This is a genomic window from Sphingomonas sp. BL-S-29, assembly GCF_055521495.1.
Genome location: NZ_CM145482.1, coordinates 729,646 through 755,761 on the forward strand (window position 1 = coordinate 729,646; position 26,116 = coordinate 755,761).

The window sequence follows — 26,116 nt, forward strand, 5'->3', positions numbered from 1 at the left end:
TGTTTATGACAGATACAAATCCCGGCACAACCCACAAAATCCAACAAGCCACCCTGAGTCCGGCGGCAGATCGCGTGACGGCGTCATTGTTGCCGCGCCTCTTCCAGCACGCTCCCATCGACCAGCCGGGAAAGCGTTTCACGCGAGCGCGGCACACGACCATCCTGCGCGGCCAGCCATTGCTCTTCGGCGATGAGCACATCGATCAGGTCAGGCGGCAGTGCGGCGGTAAAGGCGAGCAAGGGCCATGCGCGTGCCACTTCTTCGGCCGAAAAGCCTGTGCTCGACGCGACCAGTGTTCTTGCCGGCGCGCCATCGGTGCGCATCGCGATCGCGGCGTCGAGGGTCGCGCGCACGAAACGCACGATCCTGCGCCGCATCACCGGATCGGCGAGCTTGTCAGCGGTCGTATTGAGGTTGAACAATTCGCGGTACACGCCGTCGCCGACGAATTCGATGCGGTCGGCCTCCAGCGTACGCGCCGCATTGCCGGCATGCGGCTCCCAGATGGCGACGGCGTCGACCTCGTGCCGCGCGAGCGCCGCGGCCATGTCCTTGAGCGGGGAGAGTCGCACCGGTTCGATATCGGCGAAGCCCAGCCCCGCCGTCGCCAGCATCCTCGCCAGGAAATAGCCGGCGGAGGTGGTCGCGAGTGTCGCGATCCGCTTGCCCCTGAGGTCGGCCAGACTGGCGATGCCGGCCGATCGGCGCGCGACGATGCGGTATCGTCCTTCCGTGACGGTCAGGATGATGCGGATCTCCGGATGCTCGACCGAATAGCGTAACGCCTGGGTTTCGGCATGAGTCGCGACATCGGCCGTTCCGCCGATCAGGTCCGCAATCCCGCCATTGGTGACGATCGCGCCCGGCGGATAATGGTCGCGGGCCGCGAGCAGCACCGGGGCGATTTCGACCGTCGCCGTGCTGCCACGGACTGCCAGAGGCGTCGTCAGGGGCCGGCCGGCGTCATGCGCGCATCGCGGAAGAAGCACGGCAAGCATGGCCGACAGCGGCGCAATGCGTCCTGGCCAGCGCACCATGATCCTCCCTCTCCTTATCAGCCAGGTTGATATCACTTGCTGGCCATGACAGCCAGCCTAATATAAGCATGGGTGATAAATGTGGCGCGTCGGGCTTGCCTTGAGGGAGGAGGAATCTTGCAGGAAATGGATGCGGGCTCGGGCATCGCGGACCGGAGGCGGTTGCGCGAGATTCTTGGCGTCGAGCTGGCGCGCTTCACCGATGTCGTGCCGGACATGATGGCGCACGAGCTGCTTCGCGACGATCGCGGTTTCATCGCGCGCTATCAGTTGAGCGAGGCGTTGCTGAGCCGGCTGCGCTCCGACATGCGTGGCTGGGCGACGCCCGACGTGCTGCGCACGCTCGATCCCGACCGGCCGCTCGCCAGAAACCGGATGCAGGCGATCGCCGGCGCGCTGGCCGCGCTGTCGTGCCAGGCCTTTCCGGCGTTCAGTCACTATGCCTATGTGCCGATGGGCCATGTCGCGGCGGGATTGACGGAGGCGCCGCTGATCATCGCGGTGCACGGGTCGAGCCGCAATCCGAAGGATCTGCGCGACGCCTATGCGACGTTCGCCGAACGGCTCGGCTGCTTCGTGCTGGCGCCGCTCTTCCCGCTCGATCTCACCGTGTCGGTCCCGGACGAGGAATATAAGCAGCTGATCGGGGACAAGATCCGTTACGATCAGGTGATCTGGTCGATGGTCGAGGAATTCGCCGCGGTGACCGGGACGCGCTTCTCCCGGGTGCTGCTGTTCGGCTTTTCGGGCGGCGCGCAATTCGCGCAACGGCTGCTCTATGTCGATCCCGGCCGGCTCGATGCGGTCTCGCTCGGCGCGCCGAGTTATGTGACGCTGCCCGATCCCGGCATGGGCTGGTGGACCGGCATCGGGGATGTCGAGCAGCGCTTCGGCAAGCCGGTCGATCTCGACGCCATGCGGCGCGTGCCCGTCCAGCTGTTGTGCGGCAGCGAGGACTGGCTCGATTTCGAGATCTACCGTCCGGACGAAATGGGTCTGGATGCGGATGGCTATGCGCGATACGGGCGCAACCGCCGGGACCGCCTGTTCATGCTGCGCGATGCCTATGCGCAGGCTGGAATCGCCAGCGAGATCGCGCTGGTGGAGGGCGCGGGCCACGCCTTTGGTCCCCTGCTCGAGGCGTCTAAGCCCTTTTTCGAACGAGTCCTCCAGGCTGGTTGAAGGCGGAGGACTCGTCCGAAGGGGTGGTCAGAGCGTCTCGCGCACCAGGGTCGCGCCCTCGACCATCGCGCGCATCTTCGCGAAGGCGATGTCGCGCGGGACATATTTGAAGCCGCAATCCGGGGCGACGATGATCTTGTCGACCGGTACCTCGGTCATCGCGCGACGGATTCGCTCAGCGACCTTTTCCGGCGTCTCGACCGTCGGATCGTTCAGGTCGATCACGCCGACCATGATGTGTTTGTCCCTGAGCGGCCGCAGCTCGGCCGGATCGAGGTTCGGCTGGGCCGTCTCGACCGATACCTGGTCAAGCCGCGTGCCCGCCAGTTCGCCGAGATAATCATATCCCTTGGGCCGGTCGCCATGGATAATCGCGGCATAGCCGAAGCATAGATGCAGCGCGGTAACGCCTTCGATCCCCTGCAAGGCGCGATCGATCGCCTGCGGCCCATATTGGCGCGCCTTTTCCGCGCGGGCCTGCAGATAGGGCTCGTCGATCTGCACGATGTCCGCACCTGCGGCAAAGAGATCCCGGATCTCCTCATTGACCGCCGCCGCATAATCGAGCGCCATTTCCTCCTCGCTGGCGTAGAAGTCGTTCTGCGCCTGCTGAGTCATGGTGAACGGGCCCGGCACGGTGATCTTGATCGGGCGATCGGTGTGCCGGCGCAGGAACTCGACGTCGCGCACTTGCACCGCATGCTTGCGACGGATCTTGCCCGTCACGCGCGGCACCGGATTGGGATGGCCGCTGCGGTCGAGCGCGGTGCCGGGATTGTCGAGATCGACGCCTTCCAGCGCGGTCGCAAAGCGATTGGAATAGCTCTCGCGCCGCATCTCGCCGTCAGTGATGATGTCGAGCCCGGCGCGTTCCTGCATGTGGATCGCCATGATCGTGGCGTCGTCCTGCGCCTCTTCCAGGAATTCGGGCGCTGGCCGCCAGAGTTCCAACGCGCGCACCCGGGGCGGGAATCGCCCGGCGAGCCGCGCGCGATCGATCAGCCATTCAGGCATCGCGTAGGATCCCACCAAAGTGGTGGGCAGCAACCTGGCCATCTCTCTCTCCCTCTCATCTCGGCATTATTATCAGCCCAGCGAATAATAGAGTGTCAGCCAGGCGAATAATAGCGCTGAAATGCCGCCACCGGCGCTTCAATTGCCTTTTGGGTGATGCAGGGTCGGCATCGAATACCGCGCCGGCATCAATCCCGAGTCCATAAAGAATTGGACTATTCGTCAATGTCGAACAGAATATGTCTACTACAAAAATAACCTTAAGGGGAGTGATAGTGAAGCACGAATTGCCGCGGGAAACCACGGTGCGGAGCGCGAACGCGTGGCCGGAACGCCTGTCGCGGCGCACGCGCATGGCGATCAGGCCATTCCACGCCAGCGCCCTGTTCGCCGTCATGGCGGGCGTGCCGATGCTGTTGGTGCCATTCTCGGCGCAGGCGCAGGACGCGCCCCGCACTCCCCCCGCCGCCGAAGCCGCCGCCCCGCAGGATCCGACACCCGCCGACGAGGCGGAAACCCGCGAGGTTACCGTCACCGGCACGAGGATCAGCGGTTTCACCGCGCCGACGCCGCTGACCACGCTGGGCGCGGCCGAGCTCGAATCCAAGGCGGTCAGCACCGTTGCCGATCTGCTCGACGACGTTCCCCAGCTGCGCATCAACCAGAATATCGGCAAGTCGAGCGAGCCGGTCGGCGGCTCCAATGCCGATCTGCGCGGCCTGGGCACGCAGCGCACGCTGGTGCTGATCGACGGGCGCCGCGTCGCCTTCACCGATCCGGCCGGCACGATCGACACCAACATCGTGCCCGTGGCGCTGATCAACAGCGTCGAGATCGTCACCGGGGGCGCCTCGGCCGCCTATGGGTCGGATGCCGTCGCTGGCGTGGTCAACTTCGTGCTCGACAAGAAATTGAAGGGGCTGAAGCTCGATCTTTCCTATGGCCAGACGATCTATGACGATCATCACCGCCCCACGATCAGCGGCGCCTATGGCACCAGCCTGCTCGACGACCGGCTGCAGCTGACGGTCGCGGGCGATTATCTGCACAATGACGGCCAGACGGCGCAGGGCGCGCGCCCCTGGGGCCGCAACGAAACCGCGTTGCTGACCAACCCGGCTTACACGACCACCAACGGCCAGCCGCGCCTGCTCATCGTCGACAATTCGCGCTTCACCCAGATGACCGCGGGCGGCGTGGCGACGCGCGCCAACGGCCTCGCCCTCGCCCAGCGCCTCGGCTTTGCCGCCGGCACCGGCGTCCAGTTCGACCGCAACGGCAACCCCGTCCCGTTCAATTACGGCACCAATATCGGCGGCACCTTCATGACCGGCGGCGACGGCGCGTCGGTCGAGGACGATGGCAACATCATGCCCGAGATCGAGCGCTATACCGCATATGGCGCGGTGCGGTTCGCGCTGACGGACAATATCACCCTGTTCGCCGACGGCCTCTATTCGCGGGTCAATGTCGAGTCGGATCTGACGCCGAACCCCGACAATGGCGGCCTCACCATCCGCAACGACAATGCCTTTCTGGCGAGCTCGGTGCGCACCGCCATGGGCCAGGCCGGGCTGACCAGTTTCACCATCGGCCGGATGAATTACGAGGACGGCAATTCGCTGTTCGTCAACGCGACTCAGGTCCGCCGCTTCACCTTCGGCGCCGAAGGGAAATTCGGCGAAGGCTGGAGCTGGGATGTGTCGGGTCAGATCGGGCGGAACAGCTATCAGTCGACCAGCTACAACAACCGCATCAACAGCCGCTGGACCAATGGCCTGGACAGCGTGATCAACCCCGCGACCGGCCAGCCGAGCTGCCGCGCGCTGCTCACCAACCCCAATCCGACCGATGCGCAGGACCCTTATCGCGATATTCGCGATTGCGTGCCGATCAATCCGTTCGGTGCCGGCGCGGTCAGCGAACGGGCGCTCGATTATTACCGGGGCACGTCCTGGACGCGCTCGCGCCAGGAACAGGATGTGTTCGCGGCCAATCTCTCGGGCAGCCCCTTCGCCACCTGGGCCGGTGATGTGAAAGTCGCGGTCGGCGCTGAATATCGCCGTGAAAAGACAGTGCAGACCGCTGACCCGGATTCGGCCGCGCGGCGCTGGCGCTCGGTCAACTCGCAACCCTTTACCGGCGCGTTCAACGTCAAGGAAGGCTATGCCGAGATTGTAGTGCCGCTGGCCAAGGGCGTCCGCTTCGCGGACAGCCTCGATCTCAACGGCGCGATCCGCTACACCGATTATTCGCTCAGCGGCGGGGTCACCACCTGGAAGGTCGGGCTCAACTATTCGCCGATTCCCGACATCCGCTTCCGCGGGACGGTCTCGCGCGATATCCGCGCGCCGAACAATTACGAGCTGTTCTCGCGCGGCAACCAGGTGATCAACGCGATCATCGATCCCCGCACCAACACCTCGCGCCAGACGGTGCAGATCACCAGCGGCAATCCCGCGCTGACGCCGGAACGGGCCGATACCTTCACCGGCGGCGTCATCTTCCAGCCCGGCTGGCTGCAAGGATTCAAGGCCTCGGTCGATTATTATTCGATCTCGATCAAGCAGGCGATCTCGACCGTGGCGCCGCAGAGCATCGTCGATTTCTGCCAAGCCGGACGGACCGAATTCTGCAGCGGCGTCATCCGCGACCCGAACACGCAGATCATCACTCAGGTGAACGTGATTCCGTTCAATGCCGATTCCCTCAAGACCAGGGGCGTCGACGTCGAGCTGCAATATCGCTTCGGCCTGCTGGGCGGTGAACTCGGCCTGCGCGGCCTGGCCAATTATGTGGCGGAGCTGTCGACCACGTCGAACGGCGTGACCAACGATTATGTCGGCCTGGCCGGCATTTCGCCGCCGCCCCAGGGCCTGCCGGAATGGCGCGCCAATCTCGACGCCAATTATTCGGTCGGCGGCTTCAAGTTCGGGATCGGCTATCGCTATATCGACGGGGGCAAGTTCGACACGCGTTTCAACACCACGACGCTCGACCTGACGGACAACAATGTCTCGGGCCGCAGCTATGTCGATCTCTCGGCATCGTACAAGGTCACCTCGGCCGTCGAGGTCTATGGCCGCGTCGAGAATCTGTTCAACGTCTATCCCCCCATCACGCCCAACGGCATCACCCAGCCGACGGTTGCCAACGGGACCTTTTTCGACCGGCGCGGAACCTTCATGGCGGTCGGGGCCCGCCTGAAGCTCTGACCGGCCGGCGGGAGGGGGCGCCGCCCCTTCCCGCCGTGCTCGCTGCCATCGGCCATGGCTCGATCGGCCGGCGGGCCGTTGCAACTATCGCGAGATCATCCCCTGGCGGACAGGGCCTGCACGAAAGCGCGCGCATTGGCGCCGACATCGGCGGCGCTCATGCCGGGTTTGTACAGCGCCGAGCCGAGCCCGAAGCCGGCGGCGCCGGCTGCGGTCCATGGGGCCATGGTGTCGGGCGCGATGCCGCCGACCGGCAGCAGCCGCGCCTCTTTCGGCAATACGGCGCGCATCGCCTTCACCACGGCGGGGCTGGCCGCCTCTGCCGGGAACAGTTTCAGCGCGGTCGCTCCCGCTTCGAGCGCGGCAAAGGCTTCGCTCGGCGTGGCGATGCCGGGCAGCGAGACCAATTTCGCCGCCGCGCTCGCCGCGATCACGCGAAGATTGGCGTTGGGCGAGATGATCATCGTGCCGCCCGCCGTGCTCACTGCCGCGACCTGATCCTCGCGCAGCACCGTGCCCGCGCCAATGACTGCCCGGCCGGCGAAGCGCTTCGCAAGCCGCGCGACGCTGTCGAGCGGATCGGGCGAATTCATCGGCACTTCGATCAGGGTGAAGCCCGCCTCGACCAGTGCCTCACCGATCGCCTCGACCTCGTCCGGCTTCACGCCGCGCAGGATCGCGATCAGCGGGCAGGTCGCAAAGGCAGCGTCGAAGGCGGCGATATGGCTCATGCTCTTGCTCCGATAGCGATGATTCCGGCACTGAACGCGGCCTGGCTGCCGACCAGGTGCGCGGTGCGGCCATGCGCCTCGATCGCCGCGGCATAAAGGCCGCCCAGCGCCGGGTCCGCCAGAATGTGGACGATCTCATGCCCCGGCGCCTCGAGCCGCGCCGCGACATCGCTGCCGATCAGCAGCCCGCTTGCAAAGCTCGCCGCATCCCTGTCGTCGCGTTCGCCCAGCAGCTTCGCCGCGCGGATGCCGAACAGCGAGGCGGCGAGGTCGCGCTTGCGCCCCTCTTCGACGCCGTCGCGAAAGGCCGAACCCAAGGTGACGTCTCCGCCGATCTGCGCCGCGAGCAGCCCATGCGCCCGCAGCAGCGCAAACAGCTCGCCGGTCATCGCGGTGGTGAACCCGGCGATGCGACCGGCTGCCATCTCGACCCATTTGCAATGTGTGCCGGGCTGCACCAGCAGCGCGTCGCGCGGGACAAGCCCGGCCTCGACTGCTCCGATCAGCTGCACCTCCTCGCCGCGCATCACATCGGCGGGGCCGCTGGTCGATACGCCGGGCACGATCGCGGTGCGCCCATCGATCCACAACAGGTTGGCGGCAAGCTCGGCGGTCCCGGCCGGCGCGGGAACATAAGGCGCCACCCGCCAGCCGATGTTCGACCCGACCATCCCCGCCATCAGCAGCGGCAGGTCGCCGAAAGAACCGCGAATCGATGCAGCCTCGACCTCGAAATCCTCGACCGTCGTCACGCCGTTGCCGTCGCGTTCGCTGCGCGCGACGCGGCCGCCCTCGATCAGGAAGACGCGCCGGTTGGTCGTCCCCCAATCGACGGCAAGGAATCGGTCTGCAAAGCTCACCACCAGGTCGCGTAGAGCGCGATCAGGATCAGGACAACGCCTACGCCGCCGATATTGAACGCGGTCGTCGTGCGGAAGCTCACGCCTTCCATCGTCACCCGGTTCGCATCGCCCCGGCCCTTCACCAGCAGCGAGATTGCCATGGCGAGGAACAGGCTGACCAGAAATACGAACATCATGCGGTTCATGAACGGGAAGAGATAGGCATTGAGCGCCTCGGGCAGCCAGGGCGAGGGGATGCCCATCTTGAGGACATAGGACAGCAGGACCGAGGTGATCGCCGCGACGATCGCGCCCGCCTCGGTCGCCGGCTTCCAGAACAGGCCGAGCAGGAAGATGACGGTGATGCCCGGTGTGAAGAAGCCGGAGAATTCCTGGATGAACTGGAACGCCTGGTCCGAATTGCCGAGCAGCGGTCGCGCCGCGATCAGCGCGATCACCACGGCGAGCGCGGCAACGATGCGGCCGACCAGCACGAGATGCTTTTCCTGGCCTTCCACCTGGCCGTCCTCGCCCCGCGTTCTGATGCTGCGCGCCTTCGCGTAGAGATCGAGCGTGAAGATCGTCGCGATCGAATTGATCTTGGATGCGGTCGACGCGATGATCGCCGCGACCAGCGCCGCGAAGACCAGGCCGAGCAGGCCCGAGGGCAACAGCTTCATCATCGTCGGATAGGCTTCGTCGGGCTTTACCAGGTCGGGCGCGAGCACGACGGCGGCGATGCCCGGCAGCACGATGATCGCCGGCATCAGCAACTTCAGCCAGGCCGCGAACATCACGCCCTTCTGCGCTTCGGCGATGTTCTTCGCGGCCAGCGCGCGCTGGATGATGTACTGGTTGAAGCCCCAATAGCTGAGGTTCGCGATCCACATCCCGCCGACCAGCACCGCGATGCCGGGCAGGTCCTTGTAAAAGGGATGGTCCGGGCTGAGGATCATGTCGAAATGCCCGGGCACGCGCTCGGTGAGCGTGGTGAAGCCGGCGATCACGCCGTGTCCGCCGCCGACCTGGTTCAAGGTCAGACAGGAAATCACCAGGCCGCCGAACACCAGCAAGGTGACCTGGACGATGTCGGTCAGCGCCACCGCCTTGAGGCCGCCATAGAGCTGATAGAGCAAGGCAAAGGCGCCCAGCGCGATCAGTGCCGTGTCCTGGTCGACCCCAGCGACCTTGTTCACCGCGATCGAGCCGAGCCAGATGATCGACGTCAGGTTCACGAAGACGTAGAGCGCCAGCCAGAATAGCGCCATCAGTACCGGCAGCACGCGGCCGTACCGCTGCTCCAGGAACTGCGGCATGGTGTAGATGTGGTTCTTCAGGAAGATCGGCAAGAAATATTTGCCGACGATCAGCAGGGTCAGCGCCGCCATCCACTCATAGGACGCAATCGCCAGCCCAAGCGCATAGCCCGAGCCCGACATGCCGACGATCTGTTCCGCGGAAATGTTCGCCGCGATCAGCGACGCGCCGATCGCCCACCAGGGAAGCGACTTGGAGGCGAGGAAATAATCGGACGAGTCCTTTGCATGGCCGGCCTTTTCGCGGCTCACCCATTGCGCAAGGCCGAAAATGCCGATGGCATAGGCAATGACAACGATGACATCGATCTGCGACAGGCTCGTCATGCTGCTCCCCCTCGGTGCCTGCGGGCGCGAGGCTCCAGCAGCGTTGTCGCCTGTCTATCCAGATTTTTCGGCCTGATCCAGCCGATCCACCCTCCCTATTGGCCGAGGTTCCATGGTGCGCGGGTCGCCAATCGGCCTTGGTGCGCCAGTCTTCTGATCCTCCAGCCAAGCGGGGCCCGCCGCCGAAAAAATTTTGCCGAACCGTGTCGATTTCCGACAAGCTCGTTCGTCGTCCCGATGAGACGCCAACAGGGGCCGGCTCAAGCAAGGAGACTGACGATGCGCGTGATGGTGTTTGCAATGGCCAATGAGGGGGTCGATCCGGGCCTGGAGCCCACGCCCGAAATGCTCGAGGCGTTCGCGGCGATGGACCGGTTTACCGAGGAACTGGTCCAGGCCGGCGTCATGGTGGCCGGTGCTGGGCTCAAGCCCACCGCCGAGGGTAGGCGAATCGTTTGCGAGGGCGCCGGCCGCACCGTCATCGACGGGCCGTTCGCCGAGGGACGCGAGATCGTCGCCGGCTTCTCGATCTGGGAGGTCAAGGACATGGACGAGGCCGTGGCCTGGGCGAAGCGCGCGCCCAATGTCATGCCCGGGCGAAGCGAGATGCAGATCCGGCCGTTCTACGAGGCGGCGGATCTGGCCGATTTCATCACGCCCGAGGAATTGGCGACGCCGCGCGTAGGCGAGCGCGGGAAACTCGGCGTCGCCTGATAGCGCCGGCGGGGGCCGGCGACGGAGCCGGCTTGCCTCTCCAGCGGGCCTGACCGAAAAGGCAGCGTGACCGCAGGCGAGACCCACCAGGCGATTGAAGCGACGTTTCGCATCGAACGGGCCAGGCTCATCGCGGGCCTGGCCCGCATGGTGCGCGATATCGACCGGGCCGAGGAACTGGCGCAGGACGCGCTGGTCACGGCCCTGGCCGAATGGCCCAGGAGCGGCGTCCCGGCCAATCCGGGCGCCTGGCTGATGACCGCTGCCAAACGACGCGCCATCGACCTGTTTCGGCGCGACAGGATGCGCACGCGCAAGCACGAGGAGATCGCGCGGACGCTGGACGAGACCTCGGACCATGCCGCCGAGGCGATCGACGCCGCGATGGACGATGATCTGGGCGACGAACTGCTGGGCCTGATCTTCACGGCCTGCCACCCCATGCTGTCGCCGGACGCCCGCGCGGCGCTCACCCTGCGGGTGGTCGGCGGTCTTACCACCGACGAGATCGCCCGCGCCTTCCTGTCGAGCGAGGCAGCGATCGCGCAACGAATCGTCCGCGCAAAAAAGGCGATCGCAAGGGCCGGATTGACCTTCGAGGTGCCGCGGGGCGCGGAACGGGCGGCGCGGCTGCCCTCGGTGCTCGAGGTCATCTACCTCATCTTCAATGAAGGCTATGCGGCCACGGCGGGCGACGATCTCGTCCGGCCGGGCCTGTGCCTCGAGGCGCAGCGCCTCGGTCGCATCCTGGCCGGGCTGATGCCCGGGGACGCCCCCGAAAATGCCGAAGTGCTCGGCCTCCTGGCGCTGATGGAGATCCAGGCGTCGCGCCTCGGCGCGCGCACCGGGCCGGACGGCGCGTTCGTTCCGCTCACCGAGCAGGATCGCGCGCGCTGGGACCATTTGCTGATCCACCGTGGCCTCGACGCGCTAGCCCGCGCCGAAGCGGCCGGAGGCGACGGACCCTATGTACTGCAAGCCGCGCTCGCTGCCTGCCATGCGCGCGCGCGTCGGGCCGCCGATACCGACTGGCGGCGCATCGCCGCGCTCTATGACCGGCTGCGCGTCGTAGTGCCCTCGCCCGTGGTCGATCTCAATCGCGCGATCGCCCACAGCATGGCCTTCGGGCCCGAAGCAGGCCTCAGACTGGTGGACGAGATCGCCGATGCCGACGCGCTGCGCCATTATGCGCCCCTGCCGGCGGCAAGGGGCGACTTTCTGTTTCGCGCCGGCCGGCTGGCCGAGGCGCAGTCGGAATTCCGGGCTGCCGCCACGCTTACCCGCAATGCGCGGGAACGGGCCTTTCTCCTCGCCCGGGCGGATGCCTGTGGCGGCGAGCAGTGATCCCGCTTTCCGGGCGCAAGCCCTGGTTGGTCAGGCCTCGGCATTTGCGAGGCCTCAGCGCGAGCTTGGGACGTCATCCGACACGTCATGGCCTTCCGTCTCGATCGCGGGTGCCAGACCCTGTTCATTGCCGAAGAGGTCCCACACCGCCATGAACAGGGCGGCGATGACCGGACCGATCACGAACCCATTGAATCCCATCAGTTCGAACCCGCCCAGCGTCGCAACCAGGACGACATAATCAGGCATCCGCGCGTCACGCCCGACCAGAATCGGGCGGACGACATTGTCGACGCTGCTGATGATGAAGAAACCGCACAGAAAAAGAACGCTGCCCTGCCAGATCGCGCCCGTGGCCAGCAGATAGACGGTCACGGGTACCCAGATCAGACCTGTCCCGATGGCCGGGAAGAGCGAAAACACCCCCATCGCGACGCCCCAGAGCAGTGCGCCGGGTATTCCGAGCAACCAGAAGGTGAGGCCGCCGACCGTGCCCTGCAACAGGGCGACGATCAGGCTGCCCTTGATCGTCGCGCGGATCACCATGACGAATTTCGCGACCAGGATCGCGCGTTGTTCGGCGCGCAGCGGGATGCTCCGCTCGATCCGCGCCGCCAGATCGTGCCCATCCCGCAGAAAGAAGAATGTCAGGTACAGCATCACGCCGAGAGCGAGAAAGAAGCCGAACGCCCCTTGGCCAATGTTCAGGATTTGGCCGGCAACCGACTGGAAGCTGCTTGCGAAACCCTGGCCCAATTTGGTGCGCAGACCACCGACGTCGCCCAGGCCGATGTCGGTGAGCCAGCCCCTGGCCCAGTCCGGCAAATGGCTCTGCGTCTCGACGAACAGACGTCCGAAATCGATCTCGCCATTGCGGACGCGGGCATAGAATGCGGCGGCTTCGCTCAGCAAGGCTGCGCCGAGCAGCATCGCCGGCACCACCACGACGCAGACGATGACGAGCAATGTCGCCACCGCCGCGCCGTTGCGACGACGCGGCATCGCGCTGAGCAGCCGCGTGTTGAAAGGCTCGAACAGAACGGCCGCGATCACGGCCCAGAGGATCGCGCCCGAAAAGGGCGCGGCCAGCCACAGAAAGGCGAGCGTGGCGAGCGCGACCAGCGACAGGAGGAACAGGTGCGACCGGTTCATGCTGAACGACATATCGTCGCTCACGAGCCGCTGCCAGCGCGCATCGGGATCGGCGCAATGCGCTCCGTGAGGCGCCGGACGAGGGGCTTGCAGCCTTCAAGCAGCAACAAAAGGACAACGCCAAGGCCGAGGGCCAGCACCATGTCGCTCCATGCGATCGATCCGAACTTCAGCAAGGCCTGCGCTGAAGGCAGGAACAGGATCAGGGCGGTCACGCCAGTGATGGTAAGGGCGATATAGCGCAGCGCCGCATTGTGCCGGACGAGCGCTTGCCGGAGCGACGCGCCGAACGATCGATTGACCAGGATCAGCGCGACGATCTGGGCGACCAGCGCGAAAAAGGTCAGCGCACGCAGCTCGGTCTCGGGCATGCCGGACCAGCTCTCGACCAGGAAGGCCGTCGCCAGCATCGCGAAGGCGAGACCGCCCTGGAACACGCTCCATATGATCATCGGCAGGGAGAACAGGGCTTCCGACGGATCGCGCGGGTAACGGCACATGATGTCGTCCTCCTCGCGCTCGGCTTCGAACACCAGGGCGCAGACCGGGTCGATCACCATTTCGAGCAGCGCGATGTGCACGGGTCCGAACAGGATCGGCAGGCCGAAGAACAAGGGTAGCAACGCCAGGCCGGCAATGGGCACGTGCACCGCGAAGATGAACGCCATCGCCTTGCGGATATTGTCGTAGATTCGCCGGCCAAGCCGGACCGACTGCACGATCGACCCGAAATCGTCCTCGAGCAGGACCATGGCCGCGGACTCGCGCGCGACATCGGTACCGCGCTTGCCCATGGCGATGCCGATGTGCGCCGCCTTGAGCGACGGCGCGTCGTTGACGCCGTCGCCGGTCATCGCGACGATTTCGCCATCCGCCTTGAATGCCTGGACGATGCGCAGCTTCTGCTCGGGCATGATCCGGGCGAAGACGGTGACGGTTTTCAGGCGCCCTGCAAGCGTGGCGTCGTCGAGCCTGGCCAGGTCAACGCCGGTCAGCACGTCGCCGTCGGCGATCCCCGCCTGGGTGGCGATCGACCGCGCGGTCGCCGCATAGTCGCCGGTGATCATGACGACGCGGATGCCCGCGTTGCGACACTCGGCGACCGCGCCGGGCACGCTGGCGCGGATCGGATCGGCCAGCCCGACCAGCCCGACCAGTGTATAGTCATAATCAAGCTGCGTCTTGGCCCAGGCCCGATCGCGTGGTGTGGCGGTCGCGACACCGAGCACGCGGATGCCACGCATCGCCATTGCCTCAACCGCGACGGTCATCGCCGCATGGTCTTGCACAGGCAGACGACACAGGCTGGCGATTGCCTCGGGTGCGCCCTTGGCGGAAAGGGTCAACGCATCGCCATCGTCCCAGATATTGGACATCGCCAGAAGCTCGGGGCGAAGCGCATAGGCATGCGCCAGCGCGCCGCTGGACAAAGCCGTACCCAGGACCGTGCCCTGGGCATCGTGCAGCGCGATCTCCATAGGATCGGTCGGCTCGGCCGCGCTGGCCAGCGCGGCCGTCCGGATCAGGCCATGATAGGCTGCGGGAACGCGCAGGTCCGGCCCAACCGCGAGCGTGTCGCCCGACGGCAGCCAGAGCTCGGCGACCGACATGCGATTCTCGGTAAGGGTGCCGGTCTTGTCGGTGCACAGCACGGTTGCGGAACCGAGTGTCTCGATCGCCGCAGCGCGACGGGTGAGCACGCCGACCTTGCCGATTCGCCACGCGCCCATCGCAAGGAACACTGTCAGGACAACGGGGAATTCCTCAGGTAACATCGACATGCCGATCGCGATGCCCGCCAGCACCGCGTCGATCCAGCCGCCGCGCAGCAGGCCGAACAGCAAGACCACAAGCAGCGCAACCGCGCCCCCGCCGATCCCGCACCAGGTGACGATCCGCGTGGTTTCCCGGCGCAGGCGCGGCGCTTCGGTATCGAGCGTCGCGAGCGACTGGCCGATCCGGCCGATTTCGCTGCGCGGCCCTGTCGCCAGCACGCGGGCGATGCCGGTGCCGCGCGTGACGAGCGAGCCCGAATAGACAAAGGGCTGGCCCTCGCCGCCGGGGCGGAACGTCGCGGTGGGAGCGCCCGCGTTCGCGATCGTCTTGCCGACCGGTAGCGATTCACCCGTGAGCAGCGACTCGTCGGTCTGAAGATCCGCTGCCTCGACCAGCATCGCGTCGGCCGCGATCCGGTCGCCCTGTTCGAGCACGAGCAGATCGTCGCGTACCACGTCGCGCCCGGCAATGCGCAGGCGCACGCCATCGCGGAGGACCAGCGCGCGCGGCGCCGACAGGTCGCGCAGTGCCTCGAGCACATGCTCGGTGCGGGTTTCCTGGATGACCGTGACAGCGACGGAGAAGGACGCGAAGCCAAGCAGGATCAATGCTTCGGCCAGGTCCCCAAGCAGGAGATAGGCGACCCCGCCCGCCAGCAGTAGCGCCAGCATGGGCTCGTGTAGGACCTCGATCGCGATGCGCGCGATGGACCGTTGCCCGGCACGCGGCAGCTCATTAGGTCCATCCGCTGCCAGGCGCGCGCGCGCCGTCTCGGCGGTCAGGCCGGCCGATCGGCTCCCGTCAATCATGAATCCTCCCGCTTGGGACCGCATTCAGCTTTATCGGCGCGGTGCGCAATTGAAGACATGCGGGCACGGGCAAGCTTCTCCAGCGCGCCCAGGCCCTTCTTCACTACTTGGCGATATGCCCCGCGCCCGCACAGCCGATACACCGCGCAGTCGCTGGCAGCGCGTTCAGCCGGTCGGCCTCGATGGCGTTGCCGCAACGGGTGCAGATACCATAGCTGCCCGCGTCAAGCCGCGCGATTGCCTTTCTGGTCAGTTCGATTTCTGCGAGCGCAGCGCTTTCCAGCGTGTCCAGCGCCTGGTCACCCTCCCGCTCGACTGCCTGTTCGGCAAAGTCGTCGTCGAGCGGTCGGCCCAGTTCGCCTTCGATACGCCCAACCTCCGTCACCAACTCGGCGAGTCGCCCCGTTAGGCGGGCACGAGTCTCAATCTTGTCCGGCATCAGGCCACCTTCCCATCAGTAGTCATCGCCGCAATCCCATCGACCAGGCCGAGCCGTTGCTTCTTCACCGTCCTGAAACAGGTCTCCGGTGACGAGCACCTGCGCCGAATGGCCACTAGGAGAGCCTGGTAGCTGTTGACGAACTGGCGGTGGATCAACCGCGCCTCGCCACTTTTCGCGATTTGACTCAAACGCCGATGCGCACGCGCTCGCTTGAGCAGATAGGGAATTTCAAGTGCGTCCATGAATCACCTCCGCAAGAGGACGGTGCCATCCATGCGATACGGAGTCGCTACGGGATTCTCCGGACCATGGGCGTGGCGTGATGAGCCCGATGGCCGTCGACAAATGCTCATGGCTGATGTCGCCGGGCCGATCCTTCCGCGCGGGCATGCTTATAGCGCTCAAGCACCGCGCGCATATCCGCAACGGCATGCTCACGAGCCCTTATATCCTCGATTTGCGCGAGCTCCCGTTTCAGTTTCGTGGCGAAATCGGCATAGCTGTTCTGCCAGTCCGGCCCGATCACGTCCTGAAGTTTCGGATCGGCGGTCCTGATTCGCGCGGCGGGCGTCGCGGGCTCGAGATGGTAGGCCTCCCCGATCTCCGGCACGAGGATCGAGGGCGCGATCCGTCTGCTTTGGGCGAGCTGGCGCAGCGCTTCGATCGACGAGGCTTCTCCATGGCCGAGGAAGAGGCTGCCACCAACCGGACGGCGAGCTCCCATCCAGGCGAGCAGGCCGTCCTGGTCGGCATGCGCGGAATAGGTGTCGATGTGGCGGATCTGAGCGCGCACGACGATATCCTCGCCCCAGATACGCACGCGTTCTGCCCCTTCGAGGATTACGCGGCCCAACGTCCCCTCGGCCTGGAAGCCGACAAACAATATCGTCGCTTCGCGCTTGGACAGATTGTGCTTGAGGTGATGCCGGATGCGCCCCGCCTCACACATGCCGGATGCAGCCAGGATGGTCGCTCCCGAGACACTGTTCAACCGGATCGACTCCGCAGTGGCGTCAACGAAATGGAACGCCGTGTTCCGGAAGATATTCTCGCCGTTCATGTCCTCGAGCGTATCTGCATATTTCGCGAAGACGGCCGTCGCCCTGTTGGCGAGGGGCGAATCCACGAAGATCGGCAGGGACCGGATACGTTTCGCGTCGATGAGCGCCGCCATATCGAGCAGCAGTTCCTGCGTCCGTTCAAGCGCGAACACCGGGATGATGAGGTTTCCGCCGCGCGCCAGCGCCTGCGTGATTTCGTTTTCCAGGATGGTGCGGCGCTCGAAGATCGTCACGTCATCCCTCTTGCGGTCACCATAGGTGGACTCGCAGATGACATGATCGAAGCCTGCGGGGCTTTCAGGGTCGGGATGGAAGGCCTTGTGCTCGGGTCCGATATCGCCCGAGCAGAGGATATGGGTGCCACCGACCAGCAACTCGACCGAGGCTGATCCCAATATGTGTCCGGCGTTCCACAGGCGCGCCTTGAAACCGGGAACGGGTTCGAACCACTCCTTGAGGGCGACCGCTCGGGCCTGCCTCCAGGCAGTCATCGCGTCCTGCTCAGTGTAGATTGGTTTGATATCGGGCAGGTCCGCGCGGTCCTTGCGTCGGTTGCGCCGGGCAGCGTCGCCCTCCTGGATGCGGCCCGCATCGGCAAGCATGAACTCGAGCAGCGCCGCGGTCGGCTCGGTGCACCAAATGTCGCCGGTGAAGCCTTCGGCAACCATCCGGGGCAGCAAACCGCTATGGTCGATATGCGCGTGGGTGAGGATGACCGCATCGACGTGGCGCGCGTCGAACGCGAATGCGCCGTGATTCAGTGTCTCCAGCGTACGCGAGCCCTGGAAGAGGCCGCAATCCACGAGAATGCGCTTCCCCCGATGCGTGAATTCCATGCAGGAACCCGTGACTGTGCGCGCCGCTCCGTGAAAAGCGAGAGTGATTTTCTCCGTCATGTCGGCGTGCTGCTGCTCTGGTCCATCGAACGCTGCTACGCCGGCCCACCGACGCCGAAACTTGGTAAGTCTACGTATCCCCGACTTTCACTCGGGCCAGCCCACTTGCCGACTAAGTACCCGGACTGAACGATTTTGAAATAATACAATAAAATCAAGGTGTTGGCGGAGCGGGAGGTATTTCAGTTTCTTCGATATGCCATTGAAATCAAGAGATAGTTTCGAGAGTTTTTTTCGCCTACCCCACACTTTTCCCCACATCGGATACGAGATGTGGTGGTTCTCAATGACACCCGGAGTCTGCTTCGCGCCCTAATTTCGGTCATTCCGCGCCGTCGCGAGCGCTCCCTAAAGCGGACATGCGACAGCGAACGCGCATTGAATGCTAAACCTGTAACGTCGAGGGTTAGCTGGGACGGACGTTGCCGTAGACGCAGGCCCGATGAGCGAATTTTTCGGTGGTTCCGTCGATACGATTTACCCAGAAGCACTTGGTACCATAGTCAGCAGGGCGACGCGGCGACCATCTGCGCCTCCCCATCATCGGAGCCGTCCGACAGTCCCTCCGCCACCTGTCCAGACGCCGACCTGGACTTCCTCAACTTCGCCTCTCCCATCCCCTCACCTTCGAATGCCGGACTCGAATATGTCGACGGCACCATTGATGTTCTGGAGGTCGGTTCTGCGGTCTACGCCGTCGACACGCACTATGCCTCTCCCACGCTCGACCTATCGCCGGGCGATCTAGATGAACCTGACTTCTAGTTTTACGCGTCGGCGGTCAACGCCCGACCGACTATTCCGCTATTCCTGGATGGTTCTTCGAAAGTTGCCAGAACGCCTCCGGCCTAAGAGCCGCCTAGCAGACGTTGACATAAGCTGCCTGTGAGCGACGCGCCCAATAATCCGTCATTCGGTGATGGATAGAGGATGCCCGAAAGCCGCCATTCGTTTGAGGCGACGAGGGAACGGCAAAGGAGGGGGACAAAGTAGTCCGTCAGCCATCGGATACGCACCCCAGCGCGGACGAACGCATTTTACGGTCGATCCCGTGGCCGTTATCAAACCGACGGCGTTCGCGACCTTAAAGGGTTTGCGCCTCGCGGTGCCGCAGGATGAAGACGACAACGAGCAATACGACCTGACACCGGCATTGCGCGGGCCGATCCTGATCGGCGGGAGGAAGCTCCGGTCGAACGCTGACGAGCGAGCGCTTCTGGAGCGCCACGCCAAGGCTCTGTTCGACCAGTCCGGCGACGCGCCGCTGCCGCTGGCCAAGGCGCTCGCGATCATCAACAAGAGAGCGTGATTCCGTCGTCAGCCAGACGCCATCGACAGCCAGTAGTCGCGGTGCCACGTCGTGAAGAAGAACGGGATCACGTCGCCGTTGAGTTTGTCGACTGCGCTCGCGATCCCGCCCTCTAGCCAGACCTCGCCGGCGGCGTCCCGAATCTGGTGGGGCACCCAGCGATCGCGCAACGCGTCGGTGATGTCGCCGCGGCTTAGCCGCGTCCCGATACCCTCATGATTGACCTTGGAGAGAATGAGGAGATTGCCCGCGTGACGCGCGCCGCTCGCCGAGGTCTTGTCGGGATGATGGGCCTCCATCATCCGGATTCGGTTCTCGGCATGCTCGGCATAGGAGCCGGGCGGTGCCAGTTCGGCGAGCGACTTGCGCGCCAGCTCCATCTGGCAGTGCGACGCATAATGCTCGATCTTGAGCTGCCGCCGCTGGATGTCCTCCGCAACCACTTGCGGGCGCGTGGTCGCCGGGCCCTTCTTCACGTGCTTGACCTCGCCCCCAGTGTAGAGCTCGCCCGGCTTGGGCTGATTGCGCTCGGGGTTTGGCGGCGCGCCCGGATGCGGCGTCGCTGATTCCCCGACATCCTCCTCGGGCGTCGCATCGTCGAAATCGTCCGGTCCCGGTTGCTGAACGGTCGGTTCGAAATCCTGCGCGCGCTGGTTGATGGCACCCTTGAGGACCATGCCGAGATAGCGCAGCCGCGGCTTTTTGAAGACGATGTCGGCAATCGCCTCCATCAGTGTGTCGTCGAGATCGGCGGTGCGGTCGAGCCAGATTTCATCTGGCAGCACCGCCCATTGCCGGCGCGCCCGGTAAGTCCGGCCGCGCACCTTGAACTGGACGGTCAGGTGGGATGCCACCATCACTCGGCGGATCGCGAGCAAGCGATGCTGGAATTTCGGTTCCACGCTATTCTGTTCGACATCGACCTCGGACAATTGCTTGCGGAACCGCCGTCCTGCGGTCGCGGAGGCAAGCCGGCGGACCAAGTCGAGATAGCGCGCTGGCGCTGGTTCGATCGATCCGCCGCTGGGATTGCTCGGCTCCTTGGCAATCGACGAGAGCGTGGGGACACCCCATTGTTTCAGGATGTCGCCGATCGGCTGCGCCGGAACGCGAACGCTGTCAATCGCAAGCAGCAGCCTGGGATTGGGCGTATCCCCGCGAATGGCATCGCCGAGCTCGCGAATGTCGTTGACCACGGCGGTTCGCTTGGCCTCGCTGAGCGTGAGCAAGCGGACCTCTCCAGCTTCCTCAATGGGTATGCAGGGCAGTTCGGGGGGGGCCAGCAGCCAGCTGGCGACGCCGTTCTTGTTCAAGATGTGCCGCATCACGCAGCTGAGCTGGGCGGCCACGGTCGCCGCCGGCTGCCGGCTCAACCAGTCAAAATAGGCGCGAGAGGTCTCGGCGTTCGGGAAGCTTCGAATGACGCCTGCGGCGCGATAGAGATCCTGCGCCTCGTCGCTCAGGCCGTCGCCGCCGATCGTGGTCTTCCAGCCGCCCCAGAACTCACCAATATTGCCCTTGAAGGCGAGGCTATCAGGACTGACGAGCTTACCCTCGTGCGGCAGGCAGGCCAGCTGGCTGAGTTGGGGACCGATCAACAGGTCGACAGTTGCGGTGATGACGGCCAGGCGCGGCAAACGCGCATCGTCATTCGCAGGATCGTCGCGCAAGGCTTCGAACGCCATGAACGCCGTTGGCTTGCGCGCGGGCGGCAAGACGTCGTCGAGGTCGGTATCGGGCCGGTCGAGCAAATCCTTGGGCTGGAGACAGAGGCGACGTACCTCGATCGTCTCGCGAACCAGCGTCTGGGCTGGGCGGACAATGCCCGTCTGGCTGAGCACGAGCGCCTCGTCGCGGAGCGCGCGCAGGCGTGGGGCGATCGACTTTGTCCGGGCGAGGCTCGAGAGGCGCTGCTCGAACGCGTGGAAGGCCAGCCTTCCCGCTGCATCGATGTCGGAGTCGGGCGCGAACGCAGCGACACCCGCACGATAGAAAGCGAGAATCTCGTCGTCGCTCGGCTCGGTGCGCAGAACTAGGCGCGCTTTCTTCGCCTTCATTCGCGCGCATAGCTCACGCACTTCGCGGGCTGGTCTGGCGATCGCATCATTGAGCACAGTCGCCACCTTCGGTTCGGGCTGGCAGAGCGCGTCGAAAGCGTGGAGTGAGCCGTTCACGGCGGGCCAGATCGGCAGGGCCTTGACTGCCGGCCAGTCGTCGCGGCTCAGTTCGTCGACATTGCTCGCGATCCAGCCGAACAGCCGCCGTCGCACCGCGGCTGGCTTCGCCTCGAGCCCGCCGTCGCGCAACAGATCGCGCAAAAGATAGCCGTCGAGCTTCCAGCCTTCGAGCTTGAACACCGGATGGCCACGCAGTTGCGGGTGGAGAACCGGCGGCACGTCGAGCTCGAGGAGTTCGGTCGGTATCGCCGCGCCTCGCTTCAGCGCGCTAAGCGGATGAATATGCCGTTCGCCATCGGGAAGATGCGCGGTGGCACCGCTGGCTCGGTCGGCCGGCTTGCTATCGCTCAGATAAGGGAGTGCGGCATCGAGATGCAGCCTGGCAATCGCGGGATCGCCAATGGCACGGCGCCATTCGGCATCGCTGCGCCACGGGAAATATTCCGCTTCGACCGCTTGAAGCCGGTCGATCACGTCCTTCGCGTCGAACCGCAGATGATTTGCTTTCCAGCCCTGGCATTTGCCCGATGCGAGGAGGCCCACGAGCGCGTTTGGGGTCTTGGGGTCGAGGATCGGCAGATGGTTGGGGGAGACCTTGGCGAGGGCGGGCGACCACTCGGCCTCCGACCCCTCATAGCTCGGGACGACCAGCATCGTGCCGCGCTTGTGGCGCGACACGCGACCGCTCCGGTCGACCACCGGAAAGGCCTGGGCGTTGATCAGCCGATTGGCGATGCCGAGCAGGCGATCACCACCGAGCGGTTCGAGCAACGTCAGCGCCTTGGCGCCGTGGCGCGGGACGAGGAGCTTGCCGAGCGCCAGGCTCAGCAGCTCGTCGCACGCGGTGATGATCGCATCGTTAGCCGCGCCCGATTGCGCCGCGAGCTCATGCCGCTCGGTGTCCGAGACGAACGGGCCGGAATAATAGCAACCGGTGCCCGACGCGGAGCTCGCGTCTGTTCCGGGATACCCGACCGGGTAGCGTAGCCGTCCGGCACCGGGCCGTGGCTTGCCCTTTGCATCGACGTCCCAGGCGACCTCGACGACGAGACCATCGCGCGCGAAGAGTTTCTTGCCCCCACTTCGGTACGCGCTTGCCTGGAAGAAGCGCGGTTTGCTGGCGGAGCGTTCGGGCGACACCACAAGGCATGCTTGCTCGCGCTCGCGCAGTTGACTGGCGTTGCCGTCGCCCTCGCGACACTCCCGGAAGAACGTGACCAGCCCTTCGTCGCGCTTGATCCGGCCTGCGGAAAAATTGAAGCGATGCGTGCCGAGCGCGTGATGCGACAGCGTCAGCGCATAGTCGTCAAGCACATCCGGGCGCATGATCCCGAGGAGCCGCTTGGGCAAAGTTGCGACAGCGTCCGTGAACACCGCTGCGATATGCTCGTCGCTGATCGCCGCGAACGCGATCTGCTCGCCATAAGGTACCGCGAACGGCCGGCGGCGATAGCCGACTTCGATCTGCGTGCCGGCGGGCGGGGCTGCCGGATCGGCGATAGGGGGAACGCGCACACCGGGGTAAGGCGGCGCGGCGGGACCGTCGGCAAACAGGGTCTGGAGGATCTGGCGTCCGGCCGAGCGGAGCAGGATGTCATTGCCGAGCGTGAAGCAGGCCTTCAGCCCGTGATTCTTCACGCCGAACAATCCGACCTTGGCCTTCACCGCATGGCCGGCACCCTTGATGAAGGCGAGGCGCTCCCAACCGCCCTCGTCGATCGGGTCGCCATTTCCCGCGCACACCAAGCGGTCGGGTTCGAAGCGGATTTCGGTGTGGGTTGACCGCGCATCGAGTTCGTTGACGATCAGTTCGACGAGAAGGTCGTCGCCGCGCAGCCCGTTCAGGAATTGCCAGAATTCGGGCGCTTGGTCGGTATTGAGGACGAACCGTATCGGCTCATCGCGTCCGGTTGTTGGATTACTCGCCATCGTCAACGGCCTCTACAGGTACGAGCGTCGTCTTGAGTTCGCGATGCGTGACCCGGTGGCAGTTCGCGCACAGGCATTGGAGATCGTCGAGCCTGGTTCGGTGACGTTCGTCCATCGCAGCGACATGCGTGTCGCGGTGGTGCACCTCGATACAGGCTTGGCCCGACTCGCCGTATATTTCCACCGGATCCATCTCGCAGCGTTCGCAATAGAGACGCCCATGACGCGCGCGGAACTGGTCGCGCTTGGCCGAGGCCAGCCCGACGCCACGCTCGCGCCGGAGATGAGCAATGAGCTTGAGTTTGCCTTCCGCCCAGCTGCGATCCTCGTCGCTGACCAACGCCGGATCGATGCTGTCGCTGTCGCCCTTGGCAACGATGGCGTAGCCATGCGCGCGCAGGACGCGAAAGCAGGTCGTGGTTTCGCCCCCGCTGAAATTCTCGGGCCCGACCGGGAATCCGAGCGCCTCGCTGGCGGCGACGCCGAACACGGCTTTCGGGGGCAAGCGATGCCCGTCGAACAGCAGGTCGAACTTGTTCGACGGACCAAAGCCATGATCGGTGAAACCGTCTGCGAGCCGCTCGGCGGCGCGCAGCAGATGCTCGCCGGTCACCCGCTGGAACGCCTCGCTGAGGAAGCGTTGCGCGTGACGATGGCGCGGCCAGGCGTCTTGGTTGCGCAGGAAGTCGAGCATCGCGCGCGCCTCGTCAACCGTCTCGAGGTGCGTGCGGAATTCACCGCGCTTGTTCGGGTCGGCAGCGGCAAAGCGCTGGGCTGCGGCATCGTATAGTCCGAGATGCTCGGCAAGGATTGGGCCGCGCAGATAGAAATTGATATGGCCGCGCGCGGCTTGCGCGGCAAACGGATTGCGCCGCTCGCCGCGGATTTGGAATTCCACGGCCTTGACTGCCCCCACCACGCGGCACACCAGCTCGAAATCGGCGGCGCGGGCATGCGCCAGAAGGTAGTCGAACGTACTCCGCGCCGGCGAGCCGGTCGCGATGACGGCACGGACCTCCGCAATCTCGTCGACGACCGTCACTGCGCCCCTCCCGATGGTCCTCCCCTCCTGTTCTGCTCGGGCCAAGGCCGGTCGTCAGGTGGCGAACACGTCCAATTGATCACGACGCGCGTTCGGCCCCGTGGCAAAGCATTGTGTTACAAGATTTCCCAGTCAGCCATGCTTATTTGCGCGAAAAACTTGCCAAATTAGAACCAATTCGACTGGGATCGGAGGCGAAGACCGGCGCTCGCGACAATTGAGACTTGCCGCAACGTTGCGGTGATGCTGCATAAGTCACGATCGGTGGGGCGAGGGACACGATGAGCAATTCGATCGGGAACAGCGTCGCGGCCGGCAGCGTCTTGCTCAGCCCGTCGGTGGTCGCCGCGTTCATCGGGCTGGGAGGTGTCGTCGTCGGTCTCGTCGCGCGCGACCTCTTGATGGCTGCCTATCTCACGCGCCGAAAGCGCGCCGAGGAACTGGCCGATCGCCACGAGACCGAGACCAAGGCGCATCGCGACCTGGTACGACTCTATGCCGATCCGTTGAAAGAGGCCATCACCAGTCTTCGCTATCGCCTCAACGAGATCGTCGAGAAAAAGCAGGCGCGCTACCTGCTTGCCACGCCGCACATTCCGTTTCTCGCCTATAAGCGGATCAGCACGTTGTATCGGATTGCCGCCGTGCTGGGTTGGATCCGCGCGATCCGGCGCGAACGCAGCTATCTCGATCCCGACGAGGCCAGCGCGTCGGTTGAAATGGCCGCGATCGGGAAGTTCGAGGCCGCGCTCGCCGATGGCGGGCATGTCGAGCTTCAGCGGCTCGATGAATTGACCTCCCTTTGGGGTGTGACCCTGCCTTCGGCGGCAGACAAGGCTGCCATCGCCACCAAGATCGATGGCGCTCGGGCGGATTATCTGGCGAGCAAGGCCAGTCTCGCCGCGCGCGACCTGAATGAAGAGCAGCAAGCCGAGCTTGCGATCGTCTGTGCCGACATCGTCCGCCGCGAGGCAGGCGTCGAGCTCGCGGCGGACGTGGTGACGGGTAAAGCGGCCGAGGCCGCAGCGATTTTCGGAATCAAGGAGGCCTATATCTATCGCGACTGGCAGGCGGCGATCGGCGACATGATGCTGGTCGAGGATGCAGTCGGCGCCCGCCACTTTTCGGTGATGGGTTTCGGCCGGTTCGAAGACCTCTATCTGACGACCCGTCAAGCCAAAAAGAAACGGTCGATCGAGCTGCGGTGGTTTGATCGGCTCGAAGCGATCATCCACGATCTCGACATGACGGCCACCCACGGCTTTGACGCCCGGCGTGCGCAAGTTTGCTCCTTGTACGACTGCTGCGGCGAGCTCGAGTCGGGACTGGCGACGCGCGTTGGGCCCGCCGCTGCGCCAGCGCCTCCGACCTCCGTTACCCCTCTCGCCGAGCCCGATACATTGGGTTAGTGCTGTCAACGATGCTCGGCGTCGGCGCCGAGTTACAGTTCAACGGCGAAAGCGACCTCGTTCAGGCGCTGCGCCAGTCGGCGCAGCAAAGCATCTCGCGACCAGCTGCCCAACCGCAGCCAAGGCCATTTCGACGCCACGAGCTGCCAGTCCGCTACCGGCCCATTCCTGCCGTCGAAGGCTCCCGTAGGGGTCACCAGCGTCAAGCGGAAAATGGCGGAACTGCGCCGTTTTCGATGATGTGGTGAATTTGCATCCCACATTTGGTCCCACATTTTTCTACCACTTTGGTGGCATGTTGTGGAACGTTTTGGCTACGTGAACGCAGGTTCGCTTCACAAATTGAACTCGGATCGCACGTTGGACCGCTACGCGTTCGGGTGCGTCCC

19 protein-coding genes are annotated in these 26,116 nt (G+C 64.9%); 6 read left to right on the forward strand and 13 right to left on the reverse strand.

All coding sequences use genetic code 11. The features are described from left to right. Positions 1-83: 83 nt before the first annotated feature. Positions 84-1,040, reverse strand: a complete 957-nt coding sequence (locus ACZ1I2_RS03535) for an ABC transporter substrate-binding protein (RefSeq protein WP_465175126.1) — start codon at positions 1,038-1,040, stop codon at positions 84-86. Positions 1,041-1,157: 117 nt separating this feature from the next. Here ACZ1I2_RS03535 and ACZ1I2_RS03540 point away from each other — a divergent pair, with 117 nt between their 5' ends. After that, positions 1,158-2,222, forward strand: coding sequence for a hypothetical protein (locus ACZ1I2_RS03540; RefSeq protein WP_465175125.1), 1,065 nt, complete (start codon positions 1,158-1,160; stop codon positions 2,220-2,222). A gap of 27 nt (positions 2,223-2,249) precedes the next feature. Here the strand turns inward: ACZ1I2_RS03540 and ACZ1I2_RS03545 are convergent, their stop codons facing one another. Beyond that, positions 2,250-3,278, reverse strand: coding sequence for a 5-methyltetrahydropteroyltriglutamate--homocysteine methyltransferase (locus ACZ1I2_RS03545; protein WP_465170980.1), 1,029 nt, complete (start codon positions 3,276-3,278; stop codon positions 2,250-2,252). A gap of 233 nt (positions 3,279-3,511) precedes the next feature. On the opposite strand from ACZ1I2_RS03545, the gene ACZ1I2_RS03550 reads away from it, so the two are divergent. Continuing rightward, positions 3,512-6,451, forward strand: a complete 2,940-nt coding sequence (locus tag ACZ1I2_RS03550; protein ID WP_465175124.1) for a TonB-dependent receptor domain-containing protein — start codon at positions 3,512-3,514, stop codon at positions 6,449-6,451. Between the two features lie 95 nt (positions 6,452-6,546). Here the strand turns inward: ACZ1I2_RS03550 and ACZ1I2_RS03555 are convergent, their stop codons facing one another. Genes ACZ1I2_RS03555 through ACZ1I2_RS03565 form a run of 3 tightly spaced genes read right to left on the reverse strand, consistent with a single transcriptional unit; the run spans position 6,547 to position 9,667 of the window. Beyond that, on the reverse strand, positions 6,547-7,182 hold the full coding sequence (locus tag ACZ1I2_RS03555) for a 2-dehydro-3-deoxy-6-phosphogalactonate aldolase (RefSeq protein ID WP_465175123.1): 636 nt from the start codon (positions 7,180-7,182) through the stop codon (positions 6,547-6,549). Next, a complete protein-coding gene (locus tag ACZ1I2_RS03560; RefSeq protein WP_465177191.1) occupies positions 7,179-8,048 on the reverse strand; it encodes a 2-dehydro-3-deoxygalactonokinase in 870 nt (289 codons plus the stop codon). Before ACZ1I2_RS03560 ends, ACZ1I2_RS03555 begins: the two co-directional genes overlap by 4 nt. Further along, positions 8,039-9,667, reverse strand: a complete 1,629-nt coding sequence (locus ACZ1I2_RS03565) for a sodium/sugar symporter (protein ID WP_465175122.1) — start codon at positions 9,665-9,667, stop codon at positions 8,039-8,041. Before ACZ1I2_RS03565 ends, ACZ1I2_RS03560 begins: the two co-directional genes overlap by 10 nt. A 279-nt stretch (positions 9,668-9,946) precedes the next feature. Here ACZ1I2_RS03565 and ACZ1I2_RS03570 point away from each other — a divergent pair, with 279 nt between their 5' ends. Then, the gene (locus ACZ1I2_RS03570) at positions 9,947-10,381 is read left to right on the forward strand and encodes a YciI family protein (protein ID WP_465175121.1); all 435 of its coding nucleotides are present in this window, start codon (positions 9,947-9,949) and stop codon (positions 10,379-10,381) included. A gap of 66 nt (positions 10,382-10,447) precedes the next feature. Then, a complete protein-coding gene (locus ACZ1I2_RS03575) occupies positions 10,448-11,725 on the forward strand; it encodes an RNA polymerase sigma factor (RefSeq protein WP_465175120.1) in 1,278 nt (425 codons plus the stop codon). Between the two features lie 54 nt (positions 11,726-11,779). Here ACZ1I2_RS03575 and ACZ1I2_RS03580 read toward each other — a convergent pair whose 3' ends face one another. The 6 genes from ACZ1I2_RS03580 to ACZ1I2_RS03605 all read right to left on the reverse strand — a co-directional run bounded on the left by ACZ1I2_RS03580 (position 11,780) and on the right by ACZ1I2_RS03605 (position 18,405). Continuing rightward, positions 11,780-12,877: an AI-2E family transporter gene (locus ACZ1I2_RS03580; protein WP_465170974.1), complete on the reverse strand. Its 1,098-nt coding sequence runs from the start codon at positions 12,875-12,877 to the stop codon at positions 11,780-11,782. 20 nt (positions 12,878-12,897) lie between these two features. After that, positions 12,898-15,462, reverse strand: a complete 2,565-nt coding sequence (locus ACZ1I2_RS03585; protein WP_465175119.1) for a cation-translocating P-type ATPase — start codon at positions 15,460-15,462, stop codon at positions 12,898-12,900. A 103-nt stretch (positions 15,463-15,565) separates the two neighbouring features. Further along, positions 15,566-15,901 (reverse strand): TraR/DksA family transcriptional regulator, encoded by a 336-nt coding sequence (locus ACZ1I2_RS03590; RefSeq protein ID WP_465175118.1) that lies wholly within the window; start codon positions 15,899-15,901, stop codon positions 15,566-15,568. Next, positions 15,901-16,146 carry a hypothetical protein gene (locus ACZ1I2_RS03595; RefSeq protein WP_465170971.1) on the reverse strand — a complete coding sequence of 82 codons (246 nt, stop codon included), beginning with the start codon at positions 16,144-16,146 and terminating at the stop codon, positions 15,901-15,903. The genes ACZ1I2_RS03590 and ACZ1I2_RS03595 overlap by 1 nt, the downstream gene beginning before the upstream one ends. Before the next feature lie 107 nt (positions 16,147-16,253). Further along, complete coding sequence (locus tag ACZ1I2_RS03600) at positions 16,254-17,801, reverse strand: MBL fold metallo-hydrolase (RefSeq protein WP_465175117.1); 1,548 nt, start codon at positions 17,799-17,801, stop codon at positions 16,254-16,256. A 466-nt stretch (positions 17,802-18,267) separates the two neighbouring features. Next, the gene (locus ACZ1I2_RS03605) at positions 18,268-18,405 is read right to left on the reverse strand and encodes a DUF3223 domain-containing protein (protein WP_465181574.1); all 138 of its coding nucleotides are present in this window, start codon (positions 18,403-18,405) and stop codon (positions 18,268-18,270) included. Positions 18,406-18,954: 549 nt separating this feature from the next. Between ACZ1I2_RS03605 and ACZ1I2_RS03610 the strand changes: the two genes are divergently transcribed. Then, the gene (locus ACZ1I2_RS03610) at positions 18,955-19,170 is read left to right on the forward strand and encodes a hypothetical protein (RefSeq protein WP_465175116.1); all 216 of its coding nucleotides are present in this window, start codon (positions 18,955-18,957) and stop codon (positions 19,168-19,170) included. A gap of 8 nt (positions 19,171-19,178) precedes the next feature. Here the strand turns inward: ACZ1I2_RS03610 and ACZ1I2_RS03615 are convergent, their stop codons facing one another. After that, positions 19,179-23,276, reverse strand: a complete 4,098-nt coding sequence (locus ACZ1I2_RS03615; RefSeq protein ID WP_465181575.1) for a hypothetical protein — start codon at positions 23,274-23,276, stop codon at positions 19,179-19,181. Beyond that, positions 23,266-24,318, reverse strand: a complete 1,053-nt coding sequence (locus ACZ1I2_RS03620; RefSeq protein ID WP_465175114.1) for an HNH endonuclease — start codon at positions 24,316-24,318, stop codon at positions 23,266-23,268. The genes ACZ1I2_RS03615 and ACZ1I2_RS03620 overlap by 11 nt, the downstream gene beginning before the upstream one ends. A gap of 281 nt (positions 24,319-24,599) precedes the next feature. On the opposite strand from ACZ1I2_RS03620, the gene ACZ1I2_RS03625 reads away from it, so the two are divergent. Beyond that, a complete protein-coding gene (locus ACZ1I2_RS03625) occupies positions 24,600-25,727 on the forward strand; it encodes a hypothetical protein (protein WP_465175113.1) in 1,128 nt (375 codons plus the stop codon). The last annotated feature ends 389 nt before the right edge of the window (positions 25,728-26,116 follow it).